Genomic DNA, 25,407 nt, shown 5'->3' with positions numbered 1-25,407 from the left:
GCCAACCCTAATCGCAGTCCGGTTCCGCGCTCCGCGACGGGCTGACTTTGCTCGCGACGAAATCAACGACGCGGTCGATCAGCCACGCCCCACCCGCGCACAGCGGCAGCAGCACCGCGATGACGATCGCGAACTGAGCGGGGAACGGCAGCTGGGTGATCCACAGCTCGACGGCGTTCCACCAATCGGACAACCACGACACACCGATGAGGCTACGCCGTGTCCGACCCCACAGGCGCACGAATGGGGTAATCGGTAAGTTGCTGAGCATGTTCGCCGTGTATGCAGCGTCGCCTCAGCCGGACAACCCGCTCGCCGCGCTGACGGTCGGTGACCGTCCGGACCCGGACGTCCCGGACGGCTGGGTCCGGGTGTCGGTGAAGGCGGCGAGCCTGAACATGCACGACCTGTGGACGCTGCGCGGCGTGGGAATCAAGGCCGAGAAGTTCCCGATGGTCCTCGGCTGCGACGGCGCCGGTGTGCTCGACGACGGGACCGAGGTGGTGATCCACTCGGTGATCAGCTCGCCGGACTGGTCCGGCGACGAGACCCTCGACCCGAAACGCAGTCTGCTGACCGAGGTGCACCAGGGCACGTTCGCGGAGTCCGTGGTGGTCCCGGCACGCAACGTGCTGCCCAAACCGGCGAGCCTGTCGTTCGCCGAAGCAGCCTGCATGGGCACGGCGTGGCTGACGGCGTACCGGATGCTGTTCGTGAAGTCGGGGCTGCGACCAGGCCAGACGATTCTGGTGCAGGGCGCATCGGGTGGCGTGGCGACCGCGCTGATCCAGCTCGGCCGCGCGGCGGGCTTCCGCGTCTGGGCAACCGGGCGTTCCGAGGACAAGCGCGCACTGGCCGAGTCGCTGGGCGCGCACGCCACGTTCGAGTCCGGCGCACGACTGCCGGAGCGGGTGGACGGCGTGTTCGAGACGGTCGGAAAGGCCACCTGGTCACACTCGGTGAAGTCGCTGAAGCCCGGAGGTGTGATCGTGGTCTCGGGCTCGACCAGCGGGGCCGACGCCAACGCCGAACTGGCCAGGGTGTTCTTCCTGCAGTTGAGCGTGATCGGCTCGACGATGGGGACCAGGGACGAACTCGCCGATCTGCTGAAGTACTGCGACGTCACCGGCGTACGGCCCAAGATCGGCAACGAACTGCCGCTGACCAGGGCAGAAGAGGGCTTCAAGGCGATGCTCGACGGGGAGACGGCGGGAAAGATCGTGTTCACCACGCCATAGCTGGTCCGAACAGAGCAGCATCCATCTCCCCGGAATGGGTACCCCACCAGGGAGAGGTGGTTACCTGTGAAGACGCGTTGGCTCAAGCCTGTCGCCCTCGGCGTGGCGGGTCTACTGGTGGTCGCGGCGGCACTGCAGGTCATAGGCCTGCTGCCGAAGCTCGGTACATCCACAATAGACAGATCACAACCCGCTGTACTGCAAGCGGTCCGCGACCTCAGCCAGTACCACGCGGCAGCGGGCGACTACCAAGTCGTGGTGGACATAGAAAAAGACGTGGCATGGGTACCGTCGTCGATAGCGGGTGAACGGACACTGTTCGTCGCGGCGGGATCAGTGGACGCGTTCATCGACTTCGGCAAACTCGCGGACGGAAACATAGCGGTGTCGGAAGACCGAACCTCGGTCCAGCTGACGCTGCCCGCACCACAACTGGCGAAGCCGAACCTGGACAACAAACGCAGCTACGTGTTCAGCCAGGAACGCGGCCTGATAGACACCATCGGCGCACTCGTGGAACCACCGCAACAACAACAGTTCTACGTCGCCGCCGAACAGAAGATCAGCGAAGCCGCCCAACGATCAGGGCTGGGCGAACGCGCACGTGGAAACACCCGAGCGATGCTGACAGGCATGATGCAAGCACTTGGCTACCGCGTCACGTTCCAGGAAAGCCCGCCACCACAATGAGAACTACCCGCCACCGTCACACCGAAGGGACCATCGGCGAAACAAGTTGTCCACAATTCACCGACAACCCCCTTGACCAGCCCAGTTCCCGATAGACTGGAGCGGGGTCGCCCCCCGGGTTGGGTGGGGGACTGTTTGCACAGGTGTAAGGGCGGGGCCTCAAAAGTTCTTTTGACGTGTGGTCATCGCGCACCGTGGCTTAGGTAGGCGCCGGGTCTGCACGCAAGGGCAACAACTAGCTCCCGGCGGCTCGCGCACAAAGTGCAGACCAAACCGCAGCAGCCACGCACAGGCTAGGCCACGACCGGCTCGCGCAGAAGGCGTAAAGCAGGCCCCTAGCGGCTCGCACGCAAGCCGAAGGCCAGACCACGACCGCCTCGCGCGCAAGGCGAAGGCCAATCCACGATCGGCGAGCGCGCCAGCGCAGAAATGGGCTTCGGGGGTGCTCCTGCCCGAAACACCCCAAGATCCAGAGCACAAGACAGGAAGAACACCAAACAAGCCTCCTGCCCAGAGGTCAGCCCCGGCGAGGGGAAATCTTGTTCCGTGCAAGGACCGAGCCGCACCGGACATGACACCCCCAAAGGCGCCCGACATGCCGGAAATGCACCACCCACAGCCCAAGGTCTTGACACAGGGCGAAAGAACGGCACCGCCGCAACACAGACCAGCCCACCGCGTGCCACACAAAGCCGCACCAGCAAAGACCGCCTCAGGCGGAACCCTGTCCAAGTCAACCAGGGCCCCGCCAACGAAAAGCCGACCGCCCTGCTCAACGCCTCAAGCGATTGGTCACCCAACCGCAAGACTCCAAGCAAGCACAGACGGACCTCCACCCGGGCTAAGCAGGCGAATTCGTCGCAACCCGAGTGATCCAGTCTGTGACGACCTCATCCAGCACTGGCATCGGAAGCGCGCCACCACTCAGCACGAGGTCGTGGAACTCCTTGATGTCGAAGCGGTCACCGAGTTCCTGCTCGGCGTGGCCGCGGACGCGTTGGAATTCCAGGCGGCCGACCATGTACGCCAGCGCCTGGCCGGGGTCCTCGATGTACCGGTCGGTTTCGGACTGGATGTCCACCTCGGTCATCACTGTGTTGGCGCGCAGGTATTCCACGGTTTGCTCACGTGTCCAGCCCATGGCGTGCAGACCTGTGTCGACCACGAGCCGGGCCGCTCGCATCGAGTCTTCGGCCAGCATGCCGAGGCGGGCCAGGTCGTCGGAGAACAGGCCCATCTCGTCGGCGAGTCGTTCCGCGTAGAGCGCCCAGCCTTCGGCGTACGCGGTGATCGACGCGAGGCGCCGGAGCAGGTGCAGGTCTGTCAGCTGCTGGGCGAACGCGATCTGGAAGTGGTGGCCTGGGACGGCTTCGTGGAACGCGATCGACTCGGCGCTGTAGCGGTCCCGTTCGGTTGCCTTGTACGTGTTCGCCCAGTACGTGCCTTCGCGGGAGCCGTCGAGCGCGGGCGAGGTGTAGTACGCGCCCGCGGCGCCGGGCGCTTCGGCGTCTGGGACCTTCTCGACCAGGCAGCGCTTCTCCGGCAGCCGCGCGAACCATTGGGGCGCGACGCCTTCGGCACGTGAGATGGTCGCCCTGGCGTGCGTGATGATCTCGTCCGCGTTGCCCCACCGCAGGGAGTGGTCGGTTCGCAGGCGCTCCTGCACCTCGGCCGCCGTGCCGACACCGAAGACCCGGCTGCCGATGGACGCGTACTCCTCCGCCAGCGCCTCGATCAATTCCAATCCTGTGCGGTGCAACTGTTCAGGCGTTCGCGCCGTGGTCGTGTGCACCCTGACCATCGCGTCGTACGCCGCGTCGCCATCGGGCAGCCAGCACAGGCCTGGTTTGTCGTCCGGGCGGGCGTGCGGTGCCACCTCGTCACGCAGGATCTCGCGGTACTGCGCGAAAGCCGGTCGCACGGCATCGCGCAGCACACGGTCGCGTTCCACGCGCAGACCGTCGGTGAGGGACGGTTGCGCGAACGTGTCGGGGCTCTGGTTGAGATACCGGTCGATGTGCTCGATCGCGGCATGCGCCATCCGTGCCACCGGGAATCGCTGGTCCGCGATCGCCGCGCGGTTGCGGTCCGCGGCTTGCACGAGGTAGCGCGGGATTTCCGACAGTCGCCGCACGTAGTCCCGTTCGGCCTGCTCGCTGGTCGGCACGACTCGCGGGATGTACGTGGCCAGCCGGATCGCCGGTGCGGTGAAGAAGTTCGCGATCACGTGGTCGGTCAGACCCGCGTTGAGCTTGTCCACCAAGGAGGCCGCCAGCTGCAGGATCACGCTGCGGGTGACGCCCGCGGGCGCCAGTTCGGCCTCCGCGGCGACGCGCACCGCACGGTCGCGCAACTGCGCGTCCGCTTCCTGGCTCAGGTCCCGCAACTCGTGGTCGTGCCCCGGGATGCCGCTGAGGCTGGCTTCCAGCGGATCCTCCGCGCCGATCAGGTCCAGCAGCCGGTCGGCGACACCGTCGATGGGATCTGTCACTTGGCCGCCTCGGTCCATTCCGCCACGATCCGGTCCAGCGTCGCCATCGGCACCGGCCCGGCTCCGAGGACGAGGTCGTGGAATCCCTTGATGTCGAACGCGGAGCCCAGTTCGCCCTGCGCCCGTGCCCGCAGGCGCTGGATCTCCAGACGGCCGACCATGTACGACAGCGCCTGGCCGGGCATGCCGATGTAGCGGTCGGTCTCGCTCTGGATCTCGACATCGGACATGACGGTGTTCTCACGCAGGTAGTCCACGGTCTGCTGGCGGGACCAGCCGAGCGCGTGCAGCCCGGTGTCCACCACCAGTCGCGCGGCTCGCACCGAGTCCTGCGCGAGCATGCCCAGGCGCGCCACGTCGTCGGAGTACAGGCCCATCTCGTCGGCCAGGCGCTCGCAGTACAGGCCCCAGCCTTCGGCGTACGCGTTGATCGCCGCGCACCGGCGCAGCGTCGGCAGGCTGAGCTCCTGCGCGATCGTGCACTGGAAGTGGTGCCCGGGAACGGCTTCGTGGAACGCGGTGGCCTCCGCGACGTACCGGTCGCGCTCGGTCGCCCGGTAGGTGTTCGCGAAGTACACACCCGGTTTGCTGCCGTCCAGCGCGGGCGGGTGGTAGTACGCGCTCGCCTCGTTCTGCTCGACGGAGGCAGCTGTGCGTTCGAGCAGGCAGGCGTGCGAAGGCATCAGCCCGAACCAGTCCGGCGCAGCGGCCTCGGCGCGGTCCATCGCCGCACGGGCACCGGCCAGCAACTCCTCCGCGCTGTTCCACTTCAACGCGGGGTCGGTGCGCAGCTTGTGGTGCACCTCGGCGACCGTCTTGACGCCGAAGACCCGGCCGCCGATCTCCAGGTACTCCTCCGCCAGCGCCTCGATCAGCGCCAGGCCGGTCTGGTGCAGGTCTTCCGGCGTCCGGTCGGTCGTGGTGTGCACACGCGCCAGCGACGCGTACGTCAGTTCGCCGCCGGGCAGCCAGCACAGACCGGGCTTGTCGTCCGGCCTGCCGTGCGGCGCGACATCTTCGGCCAGCGCCACGCGGTACCGGTCGAACGCGGGCCGGACGAGCACGTCCAGCAGCCGGTCCCGCTCGGTCGTGTTGGTCACCGGGACCTGCCGCAGCGGGTCGTCCGCCGGGTTGGCGAGGTAGTTCTCCAGGTGGGTGAGCGCGTACGCGACGCGGGACCCGACCGGGGGCCGTCCGCCTGCGATCCCGCCGCGGTGCCGCTCGGCGGCCGTGGCCAGGTACTCCGGGATGGCCGCGAGACGGGTGAAGTAGTTGCGCTCGGCTTCCTCGTCCTTCGGCCGGACCATCGGCAACATGCCGTGCAGCCGGGCGATCGGGCTGACCATCATGTCCGCCACCTCGGTCTCGACCAGCCGGGACTGCACACGCGCGGCGATCGCCTCGGCCTGGTCGATCACCACGGCACGGGTGACCCAGTCGCCGTCGACGCCCTCCTCGCATGCCTTGGCGCGGCGGGCGGCGTCCAGCGCGCGGGTCCGCAGGGCCGCCTGCGCCGCCTCGCCGAGATCGCTCAGCCTGCTGTCCACACCTGGCAGGCCCTGGATCATCTCGCCGAGCGGGTCCTCCTCGATCAGCAGCTGGAGCACCTCGTCGGCGATCTTCTCGATCTGGGTCACAACTCCCCCGTCACCACGTCTGCCAGCACGTCCATCGGCACCGGCCCTGTACCCAACACCAGATCATGGAAGGCGCGCAGCTCGAACGCCGGGTCCGCCGCGGCCGCCGCCCTGATCCGGTCGAACTCCAACCTGCCACACAGGTACGACAATCCCTGGCCTGGCAGCTCGATGTAGCGGTCGGTCTCCTGCTGGACCTCGACTTCGTTCATCGCCGTGTGCTCCCGCAAGTAGTCCACCACCCGCTGCCTCGGCCAGCCGAAGGCGTGCAGCCCCGTGTCGACGACCAGGCGCGCGGCCCGTACGGACTCCAGCACGAGCATCCCGATCCTGGCCTCGTCGCCGGAGTAGAGCCCCAGCTCGTCGGCCAGCCGTTCGCAGTACAGGCTCCAGCCTTCGAGGTAGGCGTTGATCCACGCGACCTTGCGCAGCCTCGGCACCCCGGTGAGGCCCTTGGCGACGCTGATCTGGAAGTGGTGCCCCGGCACGCCCTCGTGGAACGCGTTCGCCTCGGCGATACACCTGTCCCGCTCCTGCCAGCGGTAGGTGTTGGCGTAGTAGACGGCTCGCGCCGGGGAGTAAGCCGCGACGGACTGGCCGGGCGCTCGCTCGGCGGGTGTGGGTTCGACAGCGCATGGCGCGTCGGGCAAGAGGCTGAAGTACTTCGGCGCGATCTCCCAGGCCCGCGCGATGGCCGCACGCGGGATGGCGAGGACCTCGTCCTCGCTGCGGTACCGCATGGACGGATCCGCGCGGATCCGTTCGCGGATGCGGGCCGCGGGTGCCTTGCCGATCTCCTCGAACTCGCGGTCCAGCCGTGCCATCGCGTCAAGGCCGGTCTGATGCAGCTGCCGCGGCGTGTGCGCGGTGGTCGTGTGCATCCTCGCCAGTCGCGCGTAGATGGCATCGCCGTCGGGCAACCAGCACAGGCCGGATCGCTCGTCAGGGCGTCCTGGAAGGCCGGCCAGCACGTCTCGGTAGTCGGCGAACGCACGCAGGACGGCGGGATCGTCCGTGCGCAACTCGCTGGGCTCGGCGAGGAAGGCGTCGATCCGGCCGACCGCGGCTTTCGCCCGTCTGCCAACGGGAAGACGCCCGGACGCGGCACCGTCCACGTGCCGGCGCGCCGACGCGGCCAGGTACCGCGGCAGTGCGGCCAGCCGGTCCGGGTCACCCGCGACGCTGCCGGCGAAGACCTTGGCGATCGGCGAGACGACGAAATCCCACATGGTGTGCTCGACCAAACGTGACTCGACACGGGTGACCAGCGCGTCCGCCTGCTGCAGCAGCACGCCCCGCGTGACGCCCGGTTCGAGGGCACGAGCGCGCTCAGCGATCGCCTGCGCCCGTCGCGCCAGCGCGAACTGCGCCTCCTCCGCCGGATCGGGCAGGACGGCACCGGTGTCGGTCCGGTCGAGGAAGTCGTTGAGCGGATCCTCCTCGGCGACGACCGCCAGCAGTTCGTCGGCGAGCTCGTTGATCACGAGAACCATTCTGGTCGGTGCGGTAGACAGGACGCATGCGAATTCGCCCAGGTGACGGCAGCGACCTCGACTCGATCATGGCCTTGGGCGACGAGGCCGTCGCCTGGATGGTCTCCCGCGGCAACACCGAGCAGTGGGGCACGCTGCCGTGGTCGGCCAACCCGGCGCGGCTCGAGCGGATGCGGGGCATCCTCGCCGAAGGTGACCTGTGGGTCGCCGAACTCGACGGTGAACCGGTCGGTGTCCTGATCGTCAGCGACAAGCCCGACCCGCACATCCCACCGGCCGGCGAGCCCGAGGTCTACGTGCGGCTGCTGCTGACCTCGCGGCGGCACGCGGGCAAGAAGATCGGCTCACAGCTGCTGGACAAGGCGGTGTCCGTGGCACGTGAGCGTGGCGTGTCGCTGGTGCGTGTCGACTGCTACCGCGGTGAGGACGGCGAACTCGTGGGCTACTACGAGCGCAACGGTTACGTGAAGTCCGAGACGTTCATGGTCAAGGAGTGGCCCGGTCAAGTGCTGACCCGGCGGATTTGAGCGCGGCGCGCAACTGGGCGTCCAGCTGCGCGACCACGTCGGCGACGGGTCCCTGCGGGGCCTGGGAGTACGCCTGGCCCGCGTACAACGACATCGCCTCCGGGTCGGCGGACTTCGCCGCGGCCGCGCGGATCGGCTTGGTCAAGCTGTTGACCTGGGGGTACGCCGCGGGCGCCAGTTCGGTGTTGCCCGTGAGGAACCGGTTGACCAGCGCACGGGCCGGGCGCCCGCTGAACGCCCTGGTGACCGCCGTTTCCCTGGTCTCGCTGAGGGCCTGCCGGTGCAGCGGCTGGGTTCCGGCCTCCGGGCAACGCAGGAACGCGGTCCCCAGCTGCGCGGCCACAGCCCCGGCGGTCAGCACGGCAGCGATGTCCGCGCCGTGCACGAGGCCACCGGCCGCGATCAGCGGCAGGTCCACGGCAGCGCCGACCAGTCGCAACGCGGCCAGCAGGCCGTAGGCGGGCGCGCCCGCGGGCGACCCGTCGTCGACGAAGATGCCGCGGTGCGCGCCTGCCTCGAAACCCTGCACGCACAACGCGTCCGGCCGCAGCCGCGCGGCCAGGCGGGCCTCGGCCGGGCTGGTCACGGTGATCACGATCTTGCTGCCCACCGCGCGCAGGCGCTCGACGTCGGCGGCCGAGGGAAGGCCGAACGTGAAGGAGACCGTGTCGACCGGGTCATCGACCAGCACATCGAGCTTGGCCGGGTACTCGTCGTCGGTCCACGCCGGGTCGCCCGGTTCGATGCCGTAGTCGGACCGCAGCTTCTCGGCATAGCCATCGAGATCCACTGTGGACTTCTCACCCGGCACGAAGACGTTGACGCCGAACGCTCCGGCGGTCAGCTTCCTGGTCCCGGCGATCTGCGCGGCCAGCGCGGCCGGGGTGACGTACCCCGCGGCGAGGAAGCCGTACGCCCCCGCGTTCACCGCCCCCGCGACGAGTTCCGGTGTGGACGGGCCACCTGCCATCGGCGCGACGATGATGTTCGGGAGCATGGGAAGAGAATAGAAGCCGGAAGTGGCTCTCGCCCGTGGGCTGAGGCGAGAGCCACTCCCGGGGCACCTCTCAAGGCAGGGTGTCGAGGTGCGGTGCGACAGTGTTCGCGAACTGGTAGCCGTTGGAGGCGTCCCAGTTGATGGACCAGGTCATCGCGCCACGGATGCCCGGCCATGTGGTGCTCGGCTTGAAACTCCCGCAGTTGGTGCCGCGAGCCAAGCAGTTGAGCGCGTTGTTGACGTTGCCCGGCGACTGGTAGCCGCCGCCCGCGCCGCTCGGCGAGGCGGGCAGACCGAGCCCGACCTGGTCGGGACGCAGGCCGCCCTGCAGCTGGATGCACGCGAGCGCGGTGAGGAAGTTGACCGAGCCCTGGCCGTACACCTGCTGGTCGCAGCCCAGCATCGTGCCGGAGTTGTAGTACTGCATGTTGACGATGGTCAGGATGTCCTTGATGTTCAGCGCCAGCTGGAAGTAGCCGCCCTGGGTCGACTGCATGTCCACGGTCTGCGGCGCCATCGTGATGACCTTGCCGCCGCCCGCGTGGATGCTGCGCAACGCGTTGCCCATGTGGGTGGCGTTGATGCCGTTCTCCAGGTCGATGTCCACGCCGTCGAAGCCGTAGCTGCTGATCAGGCCCTTGACGTCGGTGGCGAAGTTGTTCGACGCGTTGGCGTCGCCGACCCAGACCGTGCCCTTCTCACCGCCGACCGAGATGATCACCTTCTGGCCGCGTGCCTGCACGGTCTTGATGTCCTGGCGGAACTGGGCGTCGGTGTAGCCGCCGAGCTGCGACGACAGACCGGAGTCCAGCGTGAAGCTGACGCCGCCGTTGCGACCGGGGACCGCGTCGACGAAGGAGACCGCGATGATGTCGTACGTCGTTGGCACGTCAGCGAGCCGCAGCGCACGGGCACCGTTGTAGAAGTTCTGCCAGTAGCCGGTCAGCACGTGCTTGGGCAGCGGGCCGCCGGGGTTGCCACCGCCGGTGCCCGGGGTCGTCACGGACACCGACGTGGTCTTGGGGGATTCACCGACCGAGTTGACCGAGCTGACCTGGTAGCTGTACGTCGTCTCGGCGGTGAGGCCGGAATCGGTGTACGTGCTCGCGGTCGGCGAGGCGATCAGCTGGTTGTTGCGGTACACGCGGAAGCTCGTCGCGTTGGACGGCCCGTTCCACGAGAGACTCGCGCTCGTCGGGCTCGACGCGGAGGCGGAGAAACCCGTCGGCGCGGCCGGGATCGTCGGCGTGCCACCAGGTCCGTCCAGCGAGACGTCGTCGGCGTAGTACGTCGGCTGGCCGTACCAGCCGTGCAGGTAGACCGAGACGCTGGTGGTCGACGCGGCGGTGGTGAAGTCGAGGCTGAGCTGCTTCCACCCGGTCGTCGGCGACCAGGTGTTGCGGTCAGTGAGGCCATTGCCGTTCACACCGAGGTAGGTGTAGGTGCCGTTGACCCACGCACTGAGCTTGTACGCGGTGTTGGGCTGCACGGCGACCTGCTGCGTGCACTGCGAGTAGTCCTGCCCGCTCGGCGTACCGGCCAGGGCATGGGTACCGGATCTCACGGTGGTGCTGACGATCGTCGCACCCGTACACGTCCAACCGGACAACGTGCCGGTCTCGAAACCGGGGTTGTTCACGATGTTGGCGGCACCGGCCTGTCCGGCTGGAACCACCACGAGCGCGGCAATAGCGGTGACGACGGCTGCCAACAGCCGCCTGGCCCTGCTGACCATGTTCTCTTCTCCACACCCGCGCCCGGTTTGTGGTCTACACCACTAAAATGGACTAGACCAATGGTCGCTGTCAACCCCTACTTGGCGCGGGTACCGTGCGCACATGACGTTCGTACTCGACGACGCGATCCGGATCGCACGGGAAGCGCACGCCGGCCAGGTCGACAAGGGCGGCAAGCCCTACATCGACCACCCGCTGCGAGTGATGGCCCGGGTCGAAGGGGCGCCCGCCCAGATGGCCGCGGTCCTGCACGACGTCATCGAGGACACGCCGATCACCGCTGACGACCTACGCGCACAGGGCTGCCCGGAGGACGTCGTCACCGCGGTTGTCGCGTTGAGCAAGGTGAAAGGCGAGGCGATGCCGGACTACCTCCGCCGCGTCGCCGCGAATCCCGTTGCCGTGCAAGTGAAACGCGCGGACATCGGCGACAACACCGATCCGGTCCGGCTCGCCGCGCTGCCCGAGCTGACCCAGAATCGCCTCCGCGCGAAATACGCGGAGGCGATCAGGTTGCTGGACGAGCTGACCGGCTGACCAAGGCTGGTTCCACAGCGTCCCCAACAGTCTCGCGGGGACAACCCGCACCGGGAAGGGCTGTTCGGCCTCGAACACTTCCTCGCCACGCACGTCGGCGATCTGGACGTACTCAACGGACGCGTCCAGTTCGTAGACCCACAGCCGCCCGGCGAGCGGATCGATGATCCAGTAGTTCGGCGTGCCCATCTCGCGGTACGCCGCCTTTTTGATTGCTGTCGACGATGATCGAACTCGGCGACAGCACCTCCACCGCCAGCAAGGGCGCCCGGGGGAGCAGCTTTTCGGTCACGTCCTCGTCACGGGTGACCAGGAGGTCGGGCTGCACCTCCGTGTCGGGTTTCGGCCGTACAGCGTACGGCGCGGGCAGCACATGCAGTTCGTCCGGCAGGCCAGGTTCAACACTGTCCCCCACTGCATGATGACCTTCTGGTGCCGGGTTCCCGGGGCGGGGCTCACGAGAGCACCCCGTCCACCAGTTCGTAGCGGCGGCCGTCATCGGGCATCCGCTCAAGGTCCTCGACCGTGAGCGGCCCTGGTCAACCCGGAAACTCGACCACCACCGCTGTCATGGTCCCGCCTTTTCGTCATGCTGCCAAGTGGACCAGACGGCTGTTCAAACATGGGTTTCCCAATGCGGATCCGCGCTACTTCTTGCCCTTGGGTTTGTCGCCTGCCTCGTCGGTCGACAGCGCCGCGACGAACGCCTCCTGCGGCACCTCGACGCGGCCGACCATCTTCATCCGCTTCTTGCCTTCCTTCTGCTTCTCCAGCAGTTTGCGCTTGCGGGTGATGTCACCGCCGTAGCACTTGGCCAGAACGTCCTTGCGCATCGCGCGGATCGTTTCCCGTGCGATCACGCGGGAACCGATCGCGGCCTGGATGGGCACCTCGAACTGCTGTCGCGGAATGAGCTCGCGCAGCTTCGTCGCCATCCTCGTGCCGTACGCGTACGCCGCGTCCCTGTGCACGATCGCGCTGAACGCGTCGACCGGTTCGCCCTGCAGCAGGATGTCGACCTTCACGAGGTTCGCGGTCTGCTCGCCCGCCTCCTCGTAGTCCAGTGACGCGTAGCCGCGGGTGCGCGACTTCAGCGAGTCGAAGAAGTCGAAGATGATCTCCGCGAGCGGCATCGTGTAGCGCAGCTCGACCCGGTCCTCCGAGAGGTAGTCCATGCCGCCCAGCTGCCCGCGGCGGGCCTGGCACAGTTCCATCACCGTGCCGATGAACTCGCTCGGGCAGATCACCGTCGTCTTCACGATCGGCTCGTAGACCTCCATGATCTTGCCGTCCACCCAGTCGGACGGGTTGGTCACGGTCGTCTCTTCACCGTCGTCGGTCACCACGCGGTAGACCACGTTCGGCGCCGTCGAGATCAGCTCGAGGCCGAACTCGCGCTCCAGGCGGTCGCGGGTGATCTCCAGGTGCAGCAGGCCGAGGAAGCCGCAGCGGAAGCCGAAGCCCAGCGCCGCCGAGGTTTCCGGCTCGTAGGTCAGCGCCGCGTCGTTGAGCCGCAGCTTGTCCAGCGCTTCACGCAGGTCCGGGTAGTCCGAGCCGTCCAGCGGGTACAGACCCGAGTAGACCATCGGCCGCGGCTCGCGGTAACCGGCCAGCGGCTCGGTCGCGCCCTTGCGCTCCGAGGTGACCGTGTCACCGACCTTGGACTGGCGGACGTCCTTCACACCGGTGATCAGGTAGCCCACCTCACCGACGCCGAGGCCGACGCTGGGCTTGGGCTCCGGCGAGATGATGCCGACCTCGAGCAGCTCGTGCACCGCACCGGTGGACATCATCCGGATCCGCTCACGCGGGGTGATCTTGCCGTCGACCACGCGGATGTACGTCACGACGCCGCGGTAGGTGTCGTAGACCGAGTCGAAGATCATCGCGCGGGCGGGCGCGTCCGCGTCGCCCTGCGGCGGCGGGACCTTGCGGACGACCTCGTCGAGCAGCTCGCGCACGCCCTGCCCGGTCTTCGCGGACACCTTCAGCACGTCCTCCGGCTCGCAGCCGATGATGTGCGCCAGCTCACGCGAGTACTTCTCCGGATCGGCCGCGGGCAGGTCGATCTTGTTGAGCACCGGGATGATCGCCAGGTTGTTCTCCAGCGCCAGGTACAGGTTGGCGAGCGTCTGCGCCTCGATCCCCTGCGCGGCGTCGACCAGCAGGATCGCGCCCTCGCACGCCTCCAGCGCGCGGGACACCTCGTAGGTGAAGTCCACGTGCCCGGGGGTGTCGATCATGTGCAGGACGATTTCCTCGTCGTCGGCCACCCACGGCAGCCGCACGTTCTGCGCCTTGATCGTGATGCCGCGTTCACGCTCGATGTCCATCCGGTCCAGGTACTGAGCCCGCATGGCGCGTTCCTCGACCACGCCGGTGAGCTGCAGCATCCGGTCGGCCAGGGTCGACTTGCCGTGGTCGATGTGCGCGATGATGCAGAAGTTCCGGATGCGCTCCGGCGGCGTGAACGTCGTATCGGCGAACGTGGCCACTGATTCCCTCGCTGTTTGCATGCCTGACCGCTCAATAGTCCCATGACCAGTACGCTCGCCGCGTGCGTGATCCCGGCGAAGACCCCAAGCCCTCTCGCGGCTACGTACGGCAGGTGCATGTCGTCGAGCCCGGCTCGACCCTGGACTACTCCCCCGACCTCGACGGCCTCGCGGATCCGGGCGAGATCGTCTGGGCCTGGGTTCCCTATGAGGAGGACCCAGACAGGGGTAAGGATAGGCCGTTGCTGGTGATCGGACGAAACGGTCAGCGGTTGCTGGCCGTGATGCTGTCCAGCAAGGACCGGGAGGGCCAGCGCGGCTGGGTCGGCCTTGGCAGCGGCCCGTGGGACCGCGACGGCCGGGAGTCGTTCGTGCTGCTCAGCCGGATGTACGAACTGGAGGAGGACGACATCCGCCGGGAAGGCGCGGTGCTGGAACCCGACCGGTTCGAACGCGTGGCCACGGCCATCGCCGCACGCGCCAGGGGCTGACCCGTGCTGGCCGGGTACCTCGCGCTGCTGGTGGCACTCGCGGCCGGGGTGCTCACGGCCGTCGCGGTGGTCCTCAGCACCACTTGGGCGGTGCTGGCTGCCATCGTCGTCCTGCTGTGGCTGTTCGCGCATTACGTACTGCGCAGGAAGGCGAGCGCCGGGCAGCAGGGCGCCTGGATCAACCGCAAACGGCACCCCGACCTGTGGCAGATGGTCGACGAGGTGGCCGAGATCGCCGAGACCCGCACGCCCGACGAACTGCGGCTGGGTCCCGACATGCGCACCGCCGTGCGTGAACAGGGCGGTTTCCGGTGCCTGGAGATCGGGCTGCCGCTGCTGGGCGGGCTGTCGGCGGGCGAACTGCGTGCGGTGACCGGCCACGCCCTGGCCCTTTCCACCGTCACATCGGTGTGGGAGTCACGGCTGCCGCGCACGATCATGCTGCCGTACCGGTTGATCACGAAACCGCGCCTGCGCGCACGCCACGAACAGGCCGAACAGGTGGCGATCTCGGCGGCGGGCGAGGCCGTGGCGACGTCGGCGCTGGCCCGAATGCCCGAACTGGAAACGGCATGGCGGCAATTCCGGCATTCCGCCGCCCAGGTGTCCTACCAGCTGCGCACACCGGACCTGATCCAGCGGTTCAACGCGTCGGTCACCACCTCGGCGGAACCGGCGTGGGAACTGCTCACCGAACCGGACAAATCGCTGCCCTACCTCCAGCGGCAACTGTTCGAGGAACTCGGCCCCGAGCACACCGCGAACGATCCCAGGCCCCCGGACGAGGTCGAAACGAAAACGGAATGACTCATTTCCTTGTGGACAAATGAGCGCCCGCCGGGGCACACTTCCGCGCGCCGGGTCGGGGGATCTGCACATTTCTTCAAGGGGTGGACTGTGGGGGTACGACTGCGCGCGGGCTTGTCCGTCGTGCTGCTCGCCGGGTTCTTCGTCCTGCTGATCGGGCTGATCGCCGGTCTGGCGGGCCTGGCGATCTACGCACTGGCGACGGGCAGGCTGGCGGGGATCAAGCTGGTCGCGATCGCCGGGGTGGCGATCTTCGCCATCGGTGGAGCCCTGTACAAGGTGCTCAAGCAACGCTCGGAGCCGCATGGCGCGGTGATCACACGCGCCGAGCAGCCCGCGTTGTGGCAAATGATCGACGAGCTGGCCGTTGTCGCCAGCACGCGTGGACCTGACGAGATTCGTCTCGTACCGGAGGTCAACGCGGCGGTATGGGAGGACAGCAGGCTTCTCGGGCTACGGCCTGGGCGCCGGTACATGGAGATCGGTCTGCCATTGCTGGCCGGGATGACCGTCGGCGAGCTGCGGGCCGTGCTGGGTCACGAACTCGGTCACTACAGCCACGGCCACACCAAGTACGCGGCTGTGACCTACCGCGCATCGGCCACCATGGCGCACACGGTCGAACGGCTGGACGGCCCGATCGGCTGGCTGTTCCGGATGTACATGAAGCTGTACTTCGTCGTCGCACGGTCAGCCAACAGGGCACAGGAATTGCAGGCGGACGTGCTCGCCGTGCGCGCCGCGGGCAAGACGGCCGCGCGGACCGCGCTCGGCAAGATCCCCGCGATGGCCTTGGCGTGGACGCACTTCAACCGCAGCTACGTCGGCATGGTCCCGCACGCGGGCCGCACGCCCCAGTTGCTGATGGGTTTCCACTCCTACCTGACCAACGACACGCGCCGCCGTCAGCTGGCCGAGGTGCAGGGCGAGATGCTGGACACCGAACCGGCGTCCAAATACGACAGCCACCCGCCCATCCGGGTGCGGATCTCGACCATCGACCAGATGACCGAACCCGACCAGGCCAGCGACACCCGCCCGGCGTGGGCGCTGCTGATCCAGCCCGACCAGGCGATCCCGCGGCTGGAGAGCCAACTGCTGATCAACGACCTCGGTCCGCACGCGTCGTGGGAGGAGATCGTGCGGCTGGCAGGCGCCACGATCGCCGAGAACAACGCGGGCGTGCTGACCGACGTGGTCAAGCAAGCAGGGTTGTCGCGCACGGGAAGCCTCGCCGACGTGCTCACCGCCGTCGAGCAGGGCAAGGGCGAGCTGATCGCGTCGCAGGTGCTGGATGACGACCTCAGCCCGCGGGAACGTGCCGAAGCCGTCCCCGACGTGCTGACCAGCCTGGTCGCCGACGCCATCAGCAGCGCGTTGATCCGTGCCGGGCGCGCGCACTACCAGCTCGACTGGTCGGGCCCGAAGCTGCTGCGGATCGACGGCGGCGCGGCACTGGACGTCCTCGAGCTGGTCAGGCCCGCGATGAGCGACCCGCGGCAGATGCCGGTGCTGCGTGAATGGATCGCGCGCGCGAACGTCTTCCCGGCCGGCGAGGAGCCGACCGTGGTGACGGCGCCGGTGAGTTCGAAGTGGACCTACGACGCGCAGGGCGGGTGAGCGTCCGGAACCCGCCGGTGCACGTCAGGCGAGGGCGATCGCCGCGACCCCGGCGAGCACGACGGCCGCGCCGGTGAGCCGCCGGACCGGATCCGGCTCGCCGAGCCAGCGCCACGCGATCAGGCTGCCGAACACGATCGACAGCTCACGGGCGGGCGCGACCATGCTGACCGGCGCGATCCGCATCGCGTACAGCACGCATATATAGGCGGCAGGCGACAGGACGGCGATCACGAGGACCTCGACCTTGTGCCGTCGCCACAACTCCACGACCCGGCCGCCGTTGCGGGCCGCGACCGGCGCCAGGATGAGGCTTTGGAAGACAGCGCCGGTGGCGAAGTAGATCAGCGGCGGCATGGTTCTGACAGAGTGCGCGTCCCACAGCGTGTAGGCGGCGATCGTGACGCCGGTCAGTCCGCCGTAGAACACGCTCGGGCCGATCGACACCTGCTTCTTACCGAGACCGACGACGAACACCCCCGCCACGACCAGCGCAGCACCCACCAACGCCCACGGCCCCGGCCGCTCGTGCAGGAAGACCATAGCCGCGATGACCGACAGCAACGGACCGCTACCCCGCGCCACCGGGTACACGACCGACATGTCTCCAACCGCGTAGCTGCGCTGCAACACGAGCCCATACGCCACGTGCAGCACAGCGCTCACACCCGCCACGAACAGCCAGCTCCACTGCGGCTCGGCGTATGTCAGGGCGATGAGCGCGACAGGCAGGCAAATGACAGCCGACATGGCCTGATAAAGCCACACGAACAGCGCCCCACCCGTGCTCGCTCGCTTGGCGGCGAAGTTCCACGCCGCGTGCGCGACCGCGGCGACCAGGACAAGCCCAACGGCGACGAGATCCACATCCCCACCCTCGTACATGCAGGCGCAACGGCGTTACCGGGTTTCCCAGGGGGTGGATTCGTCGGCGGCGGTGACGGGTTGTTACCCTTTCCGAGTCGTGCCGTGCGGCACTCCGCCCAGGAGGAGACCCGCGCTCGCGGGGCCAGCAGAAGGTCGCGGTACGACAACCCGGATAGCGACACTGAGGAGTACAAGCGTGGCCAACATCAAGAGCCAGATCAAGCGCATCAAGACCAACGAGGCCGCTCGCCTGCGCAACAAGTCCGTGAAGTCCTCGGTGAAGACGGCGATCCGGAAGTTCCGCGAAGCAGCCGACGCCGGCGAGAAGGACAAGGCGATCGAGCTGCTGAAGGTCGCGAACCGCCAGCTCGACAAGGCAGCCGGCAAGGGCGTCATCCACGCCAACCAGGCCGCCAACCGCAAGTCGGCACTGGCCAAGCGCGCCAACAGCCTCTGACACAAGCTCCGGAAAGGGGCCCGCGCCACCCGGCGCGGGCCCCTTTCCGCATACCTGCCCGGCGCCAAACCGCTCGAACGCCTTGAGGATGCGCAGTCCCAGCGCGATTTCACCAGTCAAGCCGAATCGCACTGCGGTCAACTTTGACGAGACTCACTCGCACCTACACATACAGTCCCCTACCTGCGCAACCACTGGCACATCAAGAAACCGCCTGCACTGGATCCGCGACGCCACCCACACCGAAGACGCCTCCCAGGTCCGCACCAGCAACACACCCCCGCGTCACGGCATCCCCGCGCAAACCTCACCATCAGCACACCGCGCTCGCCCGTGTGGGAACCATCGCCCAAAGCCCACCCCACATGGCCCGCAACCCCCGCCGCCACTCACCCCGCCCGAATCCCCACCTCACCACGCAAACCCCTACACCCGTACAAACAGTCCCCCGCCCAAGCCGGGGGTCTGCCAAACAAGTGTGTAACTCAGGTCGGGCCAAGGGGCCACTTGCGTCCGGCAGCCAGGCGGCCCTCGAGGGCGATCTCGAACGCGTTGCGGCGGGTTTCCAGCGCATGGTCCAGCGTTTGCGGCCGGTGCCGGTCGGGTCGAGACTCATGATGGCCAGGTAGACACACTTCAACGCGGCTTGCTCGTGGGGGAAGTGCCCGCGGGCCTTGAGGCGCGCGGCGGATGCGGGCGTTCACCGATTCGATGGCGTTGGTCGAGCAGATCACCCGCCGGATCTCCGGATCAAGCTCAGGGACGGCACGAACTTCGCCCAGGCGTTGTCCCACCACCGCACGATCGCTGGGTAGCGGGCTCACCAGGCCTCGGCGAACTCCGCGAACCGCTGCCGGGCGGCGGTTTCGGTCGGTGGGGTGTACACCGGTTCGAGGGCTGTGGCGATGTCCTGCCAGTGCTGACGACCCGCGTAACGGAAGCTGTTGCGCAGCAGGTGAACGACGCACGTCCGCGTGATCGCCCGCGGCCCCACGGTGGTGATCGCGTCCGGCAACCCGGTCAACCCGTCACAGACCACCGTCGGCACATCGGTGATCTCGCCGTCCAGCGCCGACTCCAGCAGCCGTTTGGTCAACTGCTGCGACACCCCGGCCCTCACCGGTCAAATTGCGGGCCACCGGCCTTCGCCCGGGAAACCAACTGGTTGATCAGCTGCTCGTCCAGGCCATCCAGACCATCAGCAGCGAGCTTCGGGTCCTCGGCGTCCTCGGCGTCTTCGGTGTTCGGCACACCGGAGATCATGTCGATCATCAGGTGCATCTCCAAGATCAGGAGTGACACCACTCGCTCACAGTCCCGACCCGGAGGAAGTCCCTGCCCCAGTCTATCGAGATAACAGCTGGTCAAGGAGGTTACTGGCAGGTTGTGGACAACGGGATTTGCCGGTGGTCCCATTGGTACTGCTTCGCACTGGCCAGGGTGCACTTTGCGCGCGCTGGGGTGGGCCGCAGTGATGGCTGAATGGTTTCCGCACGGTTTCCGCCCCGTTTTTCCGGTCATCCGAACGGCTGCTGGACCACGGTTTTCCATCCTGGCTTCAGCAGGTGCAACAGCGTCGATCTGAAAGGGGTCGCAATGACAGGACAATGGGGTGCGCCGCTCAGCGCACGGGATCAGTAGCTTCGGCCGCGACCCGTCTGGCCTGGCTTGAATCGGACCTCATGACCATCACCGAGGGGGGTGTCCTGGCGGTGGAGGCAGCATTTCCTCCACCGCCAGGGCCGTTTTCTTTTCAGACGCGGCGGTGCGCTCTGGCTATCTTGATGATCGCGAGTTCCAGTGCGTAGCCCGCGTCCGCGGCGGCGCCCTTCACGTCGGCGTTGAGGGCGGCCACGATCTGCATCGCGTCGGCGAGGCCCGCGGGGTGCCAGCCGCGGGTCTGGGCCATCGCCTTGCGGATCTTCCACGGCGGCATGCCCAGCTCACCGGCTGATTTGAACGGGTCGATCCGGCCGAGGGGGGCGATACGCGCGACTGTCCGGACAGCGTCGGCGAGGGCGTCCGCGACCAGGACGTGGGGCACGCCGAGCTGCATCGCCCACCGCAGTGCCTCAAGTGCTCCTGGCAGGTCGCCGACCACCGCTTTCTCGGCGACCGCGAAGCCGTTCACCTCCGCCCGCCCGCTGTGGTACCTGCGGACGGCCTGCTCGTCGACCTTGCCGTCCGTGTCCGCGACCAGCTGGGCCGCGGCGGACGCCAGCTCGCGCAGGTCCGAACCGACCGTCTCGATCAGGGCGGCCACCGCCGCCGCGTCGGAACGGCCACCGGCCACGCGGATCTCGTGCCGGACGAACTCCTCGCGCTCCGCGGCCTTGGTCATCTTCGGGCACTCGGTCACCTTGGCGCCCGCTTTCTTCAACGCCGCCGGCAGGGCCTTGGCCACCTTGGTGCGCCCGCCGCCGGAGTGCAGCACCACCAGTACGACGCCCTCCGCCGGGTTCTTGCCGTAGGCGATGATCGCGTCGGCGATCTCCTGGTGCGCCTCGTGCGCCGCCTCGAGCACGACCACGCGCGCCTCGGCGAACAGCGACGGGCTGACGAGTTCGGTGAGTTGCGGCGTTGTGAGTTCAGCCACCCGGACCCTGGTCAGATCCGCGGTCGGATCAGCCAGCCGCGCGGCCTCCAGCGCGGCCCGGACCGCGCGATCTACCAGTAGCTCTTCCTCGCCCAGCACCAGTTGCAGCGGCTCGGGCGTCACAGCCGGGGCGTTCACACCGAGCATCCTGCCACGCGCCGGAGTCCCGGATTCTGGGCGCCTTGGGTGGCATCGGGTAAGGGCCGTGCCGTAACGTGTCCTGCTGAGAACACCCACAACTGAACATTGCTCATCCAGAGGGGCAGAGGGATCGGCCCGAAGAAGCCCCGGCAACCGGCGTTCACCGTTCAGGTGGCGATCACGGTGCCAATTCCGACCGGTGAAAGCCGGAAAGATGAGGAGATACCTCGCGATGACGACCACAGTCGGTGCGCCAACCACCTTCGACCTCGGACCTGCCAGGGCACTGTCGTGCCGCGAATGCGGCCACCAGATCCCGCTGGCACCGGAATTCGCCTGTGCCGAGTGTTTCGGCCCCCTCGAAGTCGCCTACTCGTTCGACCGGATCCGGCGCGAGGACATCGAGGCGGGACCCAAGAACATCTGGCGCTACCGCGGCCTGCTGCCCGTTCCGTCCGATGTGGACACCCACCCCAACACCGAGCCCGGGCTGACCAGGCTGGTGAAGGCCGACCGCCTCGCCGCCGCGCTCGGCGTGAAAAGCCTGTGGGTCAAGGACGACACCGGAAACCCCACGCACTCCTTCAAGGACCGCGTTGTCGCCGTCGCACTCGCGGCCGCGCGTCAGCTCGGCTTCAAGGTCCTGGCCTGCCCGTCGACGGGCAACCTCGCCAACGCGACCGCGGCTGCCGCGGCTCGCGCCGGCTGGGAATCCGTCGTGCTGATCCCGTCTTCCCTTGAGCGGGCCAAGATTCTCACCACAGCGGTGTACGACGGCGCGCTGATCGCCGTCGACGGCAACTACGACGACGTCAACCGCCTGGCCACGCAACTGGCCGCGGAGCACGAGGACTGGGCGTTCGTGAACGTCAACGTCCGCCCGTACTACGCCGAGGGTTCGAAGACGCTGGCCTACGAGGTCGCCGAACAGCTCGGCTGGCGACTGCCCGGCCAGGTGGTCGTCCCGATCGCCTCCGGTTCGCAGTTGACCAAGGTGGACAAGGGTTTCCGCGAGCTCGGCGCGCTCGGCCTCGTCGATGAGACGCCGTACCGCGTCTTCGGCGCCCAGGCCACCGGCTGCTCGCCGGTCTCCGCCGCCCACAAGGCAGGGCACGACGTCATCCAGCCAGTCCGGCCGGACACCATTGCCCGCTCGCTGGCCATCGGCGCCCCCGCCGACGGCCCGTACGTGCTCGACGTCGTCAACCGCACCAACGGCGCGATCGAGGACGTCAGCGACGAGGAGGTCGTCGAGGGCATCCGGCTGCTGGCCCGCACCGAGGGCATCTTCACCGAGACCGCGGGCGGCGTGACCGTCGCGACGGCGAAGAAGCTGATCGAGGCCGGCAAGCTCGACCCGGAAGCCGAGACGGTCCTGCTGATCACCGGTGACGGCCTGAAGACCCTGGACGCCATCGAGAACAAGGTCGGCCCGCGCGCCACCGTCCCGCCGTCGGCGGACGCGGTCCACCGCGCGCTCGGCCTGTAGACCACATGGTCGAGGCCTTCGCCGCTCATTCGGCGGAGGCCTCGACCCATGTCCGCCCCCGAGCATTGGCATGCATGGATCCTCCTCACAGTGGGCAACCGTGGAGAACGCCGCGAGACGGTCGTTTTCGTTGCGGCGGAATCGAGTGAGGGGAGATCGTGGGTGGCCGACCCTGACGTGATCACCCGGCTGCTGGCGGTCCAGCAGCAAGCCGCCGAGCTGAACACGGCTCTGGGCGACGCCGTCGCGAGCAGGCTGGGAATCACCGGAACCGACCTGAAGTGCCTTCTCCTGCTGTTACGGAGGCCTCGGACACCCCGCGAGCTCGCCGCGGAACTGCGCCTCTCCCCCAGCGCCATCACGTCGGTGGTCGACCGGTTGGAGAAGGCGGCATTCGCCTACCGGGAACCGTCGACCTCCGACCGTCGCCAGGTCCTGGTGACAGCGGTGCGCGAACGTGCCCAGCAGGCAGTGGATCTCTACACCCCGCTGTCGGCACGGACGGCGGAAGTCCTGGCGGCCTACACCGACGATCAAGTCGCAACCCTGCACAGGTTCGCCGAACAGACCGTTCAGGTCCTGCGCGAGGAAACCGACCGCCTCACCGAACGGTGAAGCCACGGGGACCTTGCCGTCGAACGACATCCGGCAAGGTCCCACCGCTGCGCCCGGCATTCCCTGTCTAGTGCGGCGGTCCGCGTGGGTCGCCGCGGCGGACTACGGACAAGTCGCCGGTGATCGCGATGTCGCCGTCCTGGTCTGTGCGGAGGACCATGGCGCCCGCCGCTGTCAGGCGTGCGACCGTCGTCGGGTTCGGGTGGCCGTAGCGGTTTCCCGCTCCGACGCTGATCACGGCGATGCGCGGCCGGATGACGTCCAGGAATTCCTTTGCCGTGTACCGGCTTCCGTGGTGCGGGACCTTGAGCACGTCGGCTGTCAGGTCAGTCGCGTTGTCCAGCAGGTCGGCCTGTGCCGCCAGTTCGACGTCACCGGTCAGCAGGATCCGTCCGCCGCCGGTTGTCGCCCTGATGACCAGGGATCCGTTGTTGATCTCCGTACCGCTCGCTTCTCCTTCCTGACGGGTGTCGGCGTTGTGCGGGCCGAGCACCTCGATCCGCAAACCCGGCCAGTCCAATCGTTGTCCCGTGGCAAGCCACATCACCGGTACGTCCGACCGCTCGGCCCGTGACCGCACATCCCGCCATGCCCACACCGGCAACCTGCCGGAGCCGACAGCCACCGCGCCGACTTCACGCTCGTCCAGCACTGCCGACAGACCACCGATGTGGTCGGCGTGCAGGTGCGTGAGGATCACCAACGGGATCCTCGACACTCCGAGCCTGTCCAGGCATCCGGCGACCGCACCGGGATCGGGTCCGGTGTCGACCAGGACGGCCCGCTCCGGCTCACCTGTCGCCAGGACGACCGCGTCACCCTGACCGACATCGCAGGCGACGGCCGACCATCCCGCGGGCGGCCATCCCGGCGCCAATACCCGCCCTGGCACCAACACGACCAGCAGGCTGACCGCTACCGCGACGAGCAGGACACGCACTCGTCTGAGCCGAGCCAGCAGCAGAATGGCCACGAGGACCAACGCGAGCAGCGTCCCGCCCCACCATCCGGTGGGCCACTCCAGTGCTCCGCCGGGGATCGCGGCGGCGTGCCGCCCGACCTGGATCATCCAGTACAACGCGGGTCCGGCGAGCCAGGCGAAGACCTCACCGAGCCACGGCAACGGCCCCGCGACGAGCGCGGAGAGCAAACCCAGCACGGTCGCCGGCGCGACCACCGGCGCCGCCAGCAGGTTCGCCCCGATCGCCACCAGGCTGACCTGGCCACTCATCCCCGCGACGACCGGCGCCGTCACCAGATGGGCCGCGGCGGGAACCGCCACGGACTCCGCGATCATCCGTGGCACACCGCGTCCGGTCATCGACCGCGTCCACCTCGTGGCGAGCAGCACCAGTGCACCAGTCGCCAGTACCGACAAGGCGAATCCGAAGCTCGTGGCCATCGCCGGGTCGTGCAGCACGAGCACGACGACCGAGACCGCCAACGCGGGCAACGCGGCCCGTTCACGCCCGACCACCAGCGCCAGCAACCCGACGCCGCCCATCACAGCAGCGCGCAGGACACTCGGCTCCGGCCCGGCCAGCACGACGAAGCCCAGGAGCGTCAACCCGGCACCCGCCGCGCACGACCGCGGGCCAAGGCGCATGGTCCGCAGCAACAGCAAGGTCGCCACGCCCACGATGGCGAGGTTGGCGCCACTGACGGCCAGCAGATGCGCCATCCCGGCCGCACGGAACTCGTCGACCACACGATGCGGCAACCCGGATGTGTCACCGACCACCAGCGCGGGCAACAGCCCAGCGGATTCCGCCGACAGCACATCACCCGCTGCCGCACGAAGCCCAGCGCGCATCCCCTCGGCTGCTCGCTGCCATACCGGCGCGGGTGTGACGCCATTCGGCGGTCCGCGAACGCGCAGCACGGCGACCACCGTGTCACCAGGCGCGAGCTGACCCTCTGTACGAAGTTCCTGCCCAGGCAACAGGTTTCCCCACCCGCTCAACGGAACGAGCAGCAGGACCGAACCCGTCGACGGGACGGCCTGTCCCTTCACCTCCGCATGACGCACGTCCGCGGACACGGACGCCAGTCGCGCACCGGCCTGCTGCCCACCGAACCCTTCCGAGAAGATCGGCCGCGGCCGGTCGGCCAAGACGACTGCCAGCCGGGCTGTTTCGCCCCGTGCGGCATGTGCCCGAAGCGGATCCTGTTCCCAGGAACGCAACCTCAGCGCGGTCGGCATCACGGACAGAGCGCCGCACACCACCAGGGCCCAGCCCATCCCCCGCCGCAACCAGCGGCTTCGCGCGTCCCCGTCGAGCCACGCCGATGGCAGCCACCCGCGAAGGAGGCAAAGTCCAAGCACCCCGCCCAAAGCCCCGATCGCGACGGCGAGCCACCAACTGACCAGCAAGCCTGTGAAACCCGCGAGCCACACCACGACGGCGGCCGGTGCCAGTCGCCAGTCACGCGTCCGCAGCGGTTCCAGCACATCGCGGTTCAGCAAACGCACTCACCTCCTT

Annotated in this window: 21 protein-coding genes, 3 pseudogenes and 1 riboswitch; of the genes and pseudogenes, 10 read left to right on the top strand and 14 right to left on the bottom strand. The window is 68.2% G+C overall.

Translation table 11 applies throughout. The features are described from left to right. Positions 1-7: 7 nt before the first annotated feature. Positions 8-202, bottom strand: a complete 195-nt coding sequence (locus AOZ06_RS11880; RefSeq protein WP_054289489.1) for a hypothetical protein — start codon at positions 200-202, stop codon at positions 8-10. A gap of 67 nt (positions 203-269) precedes the next feature. On the opposite strand from AOZ06_RS11880, the gene AOZ06_RS11875 reads away from it, so the two are divergent. Beyond that, on the top strand, positions 270-1,238 hold the full coding sequence (locus AOZ06_RS11875) for a zinc-binding dehydrogenase (protein WP_054289488.1): 969 nt from the start codon (positions 270-272) through the stop codon (positions 1,236-1,238). A 66-nt stretch (positions 1,239-1,304) separates the two neighbouring features. Beyond that, the gene (locus tag AOZ06_RS11870; protein WP_054289487.1) at positions 1,305-1,928 is read left to right on the top strand and encodes a DUF4230 domain-containing protein; all 624 of its coding nucleotides are present in this window, start codon (positions 1,305-1,307) and stop codon (positions 1,926-1,928) included. Positions 1,929-2,769: 841 nt separating this feature from the next. Here AOZ06_RS11870 and AOZ06_RS11865 read toward each other — a convergent pair. From AOZ06_RS11865 to AOZ06_RS11855, 3 genes are read right to left on the bottom strand one after another with little or no spacing between them, the layout of a single operon-like run. Then, positions 2,770-4,419 (bottom strand): DUF885 domain-containing protein, encoded by a 1,650-nt coding sequence (locus AOZ06_RS11865; RefSeq protein WP_236952185.1) that lies wholly within the window; start codon positions 4,417-4,419, stop codon positions 2,770-2,772. After that, positions 4,416-6,056, bottom strand: coding sequence for a DUF885 domain-containing protein (locus tag AOZ06_RS11860; RefSeq protein WP_054289485.1), 1,641 nt, complete (start codon positions 6,054-6,056; stop codon positions 4,416-4,418). Before AOZ06_RS11860 ends, AOZ06_RS11865 begins: the two co-directional genes overlap by 4 nt. After that, positions 6,053-7,540, bottom strand: coding sequence for a DUF885 domain-containing protein (locus AOZ06_RS11855; RefSeq protein ID WP_417999948.1), 1,488 nt, complete (start codon positions 7,538-7,540; stop codon positions 6,053-6,055). Before AOZ06_RS11855 ends, AOZ06_RS11860 begins: the two co-directional genes overlap by 4 nt. Positions 7,541-7,575: 35 nt before the next feature. On the opposite strand from AOZ06_RS11855, the gene AOZ06_RS11850 reads away from it, so the two are divergent. Further along, positions 7,576-8,076: a GNAT family N-acetyltransferase gene (locus AOZ06_RS11850; RefSeq protein ID WP_054289483.1), complete on the top strand. Its 501-nt coding sequence runs from the start codon at positions 7,576-7,578 to the stop codon at positions 8,074-8,076. On the opposite strand, the gene AOZ06_RS11845 is transcribed toward AOZ06_RS11850, so the two are convergent. Further along, the gene (locus tag AOZ06_RS11845) at positions 8,036-9,073 is read right to left on the bottom strand and encodes an NAD(P)H-dependent flavin oxidoreductase (protein WP_054289482.1); all 1,038 of its coding nucleotides are present in this window, start codon (positions 9,071-9,073) and stop codon (positions 8,036-8,038) included. The two genes, AOZ06_RS11850 and AOZ06_RS11845, sit on opposite strands and share 41 nt — an antisense overlap. Before the next feature lie 70 nt (positions 9,074-9,143). Then, the gene (locus AOZ06_RS11840; protein WP_054289481.1) at positions 9,144-10,808 is read right to left on the bottom strand and encodes a chitinase; all 1,665 of its coding nucleotides are present in this window, start codon (positions 10,806-10,808) and stop codon (positions 9,144-9,146) included. Positions 10,809-10,911: 103 nt separating this feature from the next. Here AOZ06_RS11840 and AOZ06_RS11835 point away from each other — a divergent pair, with 103 nt between their 5' ends. Then, the gene (locus AOZ06_RS11835; protein WP_054289480.1) at positions 10,912-11,346 is read left to right on the top strand and encodes an HD domain-containing protein; all 435 of its coding nucleotides are present in this window, start codon (positions 10,912-10,914) and stop codon (positions 11,344-11,346) included. 111 nt (positions 11,347-11,457) lie between these two features. Here AOZ06_RS11835 and AOZ06_RS61100 read toward each other — a convergent pair. The 3 genes and pseudogenes from AOZ06_RS61100 to lepA all read right to left on the bottom strand — a co-directional run. Continuing rightward, a pseudogene (locus AOZ06_RS61100) lies at positions 11,458-11,535 on the bottom strand (hypothetical protein); the annotation flags it as partial. A 106-nt stretch (positions 11,536-11,641) separates the two neighbouring features. Beyond that, positions 11,642-11,845 (bottom strand): annotated as a pseudogene (locus AOZ06_RS61095) (hypothetical protein); the annotation flags it as partial. A 148-nt stretch (positions 11,846-11,993) separates the two neighbouring features. Continuing rightward, positions 11,994-13,841, bottom strand: coding sequence for a translation elongation factor 4 (gene lepA, locus AOZ06_RS11825; RefSeq protein ID WP_054289479.1), 1,848 nt, complete (start codon positions 13,839-13,841; stop codon positions 11,994-11,996). 62 nt (positions 13,842-13,903) lie between these two features. Here lepA and AOZ06_RS11820 point away from each other — a divergent pair, with 62 nt between their 5' ends. The 3 genes from AOZ06_RS11820 to AOZ06_RS11810 all read left to right on the top strand — a co-directional run bounded on the left by AOZ06_RS11820 (position 13,904) and on the right by AOZ06_RS11810 (position 16,759). Then, entirely contained in the window at positions 13,904-14,332 is a 429-nt protein-coding gene (locus AOZ06_RS11820; protein WP_054289478.1) for a type II toxin-antitoxin system PemK/MazF family toxin, read from the top strand. A 3-nt stretch (positions 14,333-14,335) separates the two neighbouring features. Further along, a complete protein-coding gene (locus tag AOZ06_RS11815) occupies positions 14,336-15,139 on the top strand; it encodes a M48 family metallopeptidase (protein WP_054289477.1) in 804 nt (267 codons plus the stop codon). 90 nt (positions 15,140-15,229) lie between these two features. Next, a complete protein-coding gene (locus AOZ06_RS11810) occupies positions 15,230-16,759 on the top strand; it encodes a M48 family metallopeptidase (RefSeq protein ID WP_157232979.1) in 1,530 nt (509 codons plus the stop codon). A gap of 24 nt (positions 16,760-16,783) precedes the next feature. Here AOZ06_RS11810 and AOZ06_RS11805 read toward each other — a convergent pair whose 3' ends face one another. Further along, positions 16,784-17,626, bottom strand: coding sequence for a DMT family transporter (locus AOZ06_RS11805; RefSeq protein ID WP_054289475.1), 843 nt, complete (start codon positions 17,624-17,626; stop codon positions 16,784-16,786). Positions 17,627-17,822: 196 nt separating this feature from the next. On the opposite strand from AOZ06_RS11805, the gene rpsT reads away from it, so the two are divergent. Beyond that, positions 17,823-18,083, top strand: coding sequence for a 30S ribosomal protein S20 (gene rpsT, locus AOZ06_RS11800; protein ID WP_054289474.1), 261 nt, complete (start codon positions 17,823-17,825; stop codon positions 18,081-18,083). 485 nt (positions 18,084-18,568) lie between these two features. Here the strand turns inward: rpsT and AOZ06_RS62010 are convergent. From AOZ06_RS62010 to holA, 3 genes and pseudogenes are all read right to left on the bottom strand, one after another. Further along, positions 18,569-19,134: pseudogene (locus tag AOZ06_RS62010) on the bottom strand (transposase); the annotation flags it as partial. A 65-nt stretch (positions 19,135-19,199) separates the two neighbouring features. Further along, complete coding sequence (locus AOZ06_RS56135; protein WP_157232978.1) at positions 19,200-19,385, bottom strand: hypothetical protein; 186 nt, start codon at positions 19,383-19,385, stop codon at positions 19,200-19,202. 451 nt (positions 19,386-19,836) lie between these two features. Beyond that, entirely contained in the window at positions 19,837-20,817 is a 981-nt protein-coding gene (gene holA, locus AOZ06_RS11785; protein ID WP_054289471.1) for a DNA polymerase III subunit delta, read from the bottom strand. A 109-nt stretch (positions 20,818-20,926) separates the two neighbouring features. Then, a riboswitch (SAM riboswitch) is annotated at positions 20,927-21,041 on the top strand. Between the two features lie 11 nt (positions 21,042-21,052). Between holA and thrC the strand changes: the two genes are divergently transcribed. After that, positions 21,053-22,309, top strand: coding sequence for a threonine synthase (thrC, locus tag AOZ06_RS11780; protein ID WP_054289470.1), 1,257 nt, complete (start codon positions 21,053-21,055; stop codon positions 22,307-22,309). Between the two features lie 162 nt (positions 22,310-22,471). Beyond that, positions 22,472-22,924, top strand: coding sequence for a MarR family transcriptional regulator (locus AOZ06_RS11775; protein WP_169798904.1), 453 nt, complete (start codon positions 22,472-22,474; stop codon positions 22,922-22,924). A 67-nt stretch (positions 22,925-22,991) separates the two neighbouring features. Here the strand turns inward: AOZ06_RS11775 and AOZ06_RS11770 are convergent, their stop codons facing one another. Next, positions 22,992-25,397, bottom strand: coding sequence for a DNA internalization-related competence protein ComEC/Rec2 (locus AOZ06_RS11770; RefSeq protein ID WP_054289469.1), 2,406 nt, complete (start codon positions 25,395-25,397; stop codon positions 22,992-22,994). Between the last annotated feature and the right edge of the window lie 10 nt (positions 25,398-25,407).

The organism is Kibdelosporangium phytohabitans, assembly GCF_001302585.1.
GTDB lineage: Bacteria > Actinomycetota > Actinomycetes > Mycobacteriales > Pseudonocardiaceae > Kibdelosporangium > Kibdelosporangium phytohabitans.
This window is presented reverse-complemented; position numbering and strand designations above follow the sequence as displayed.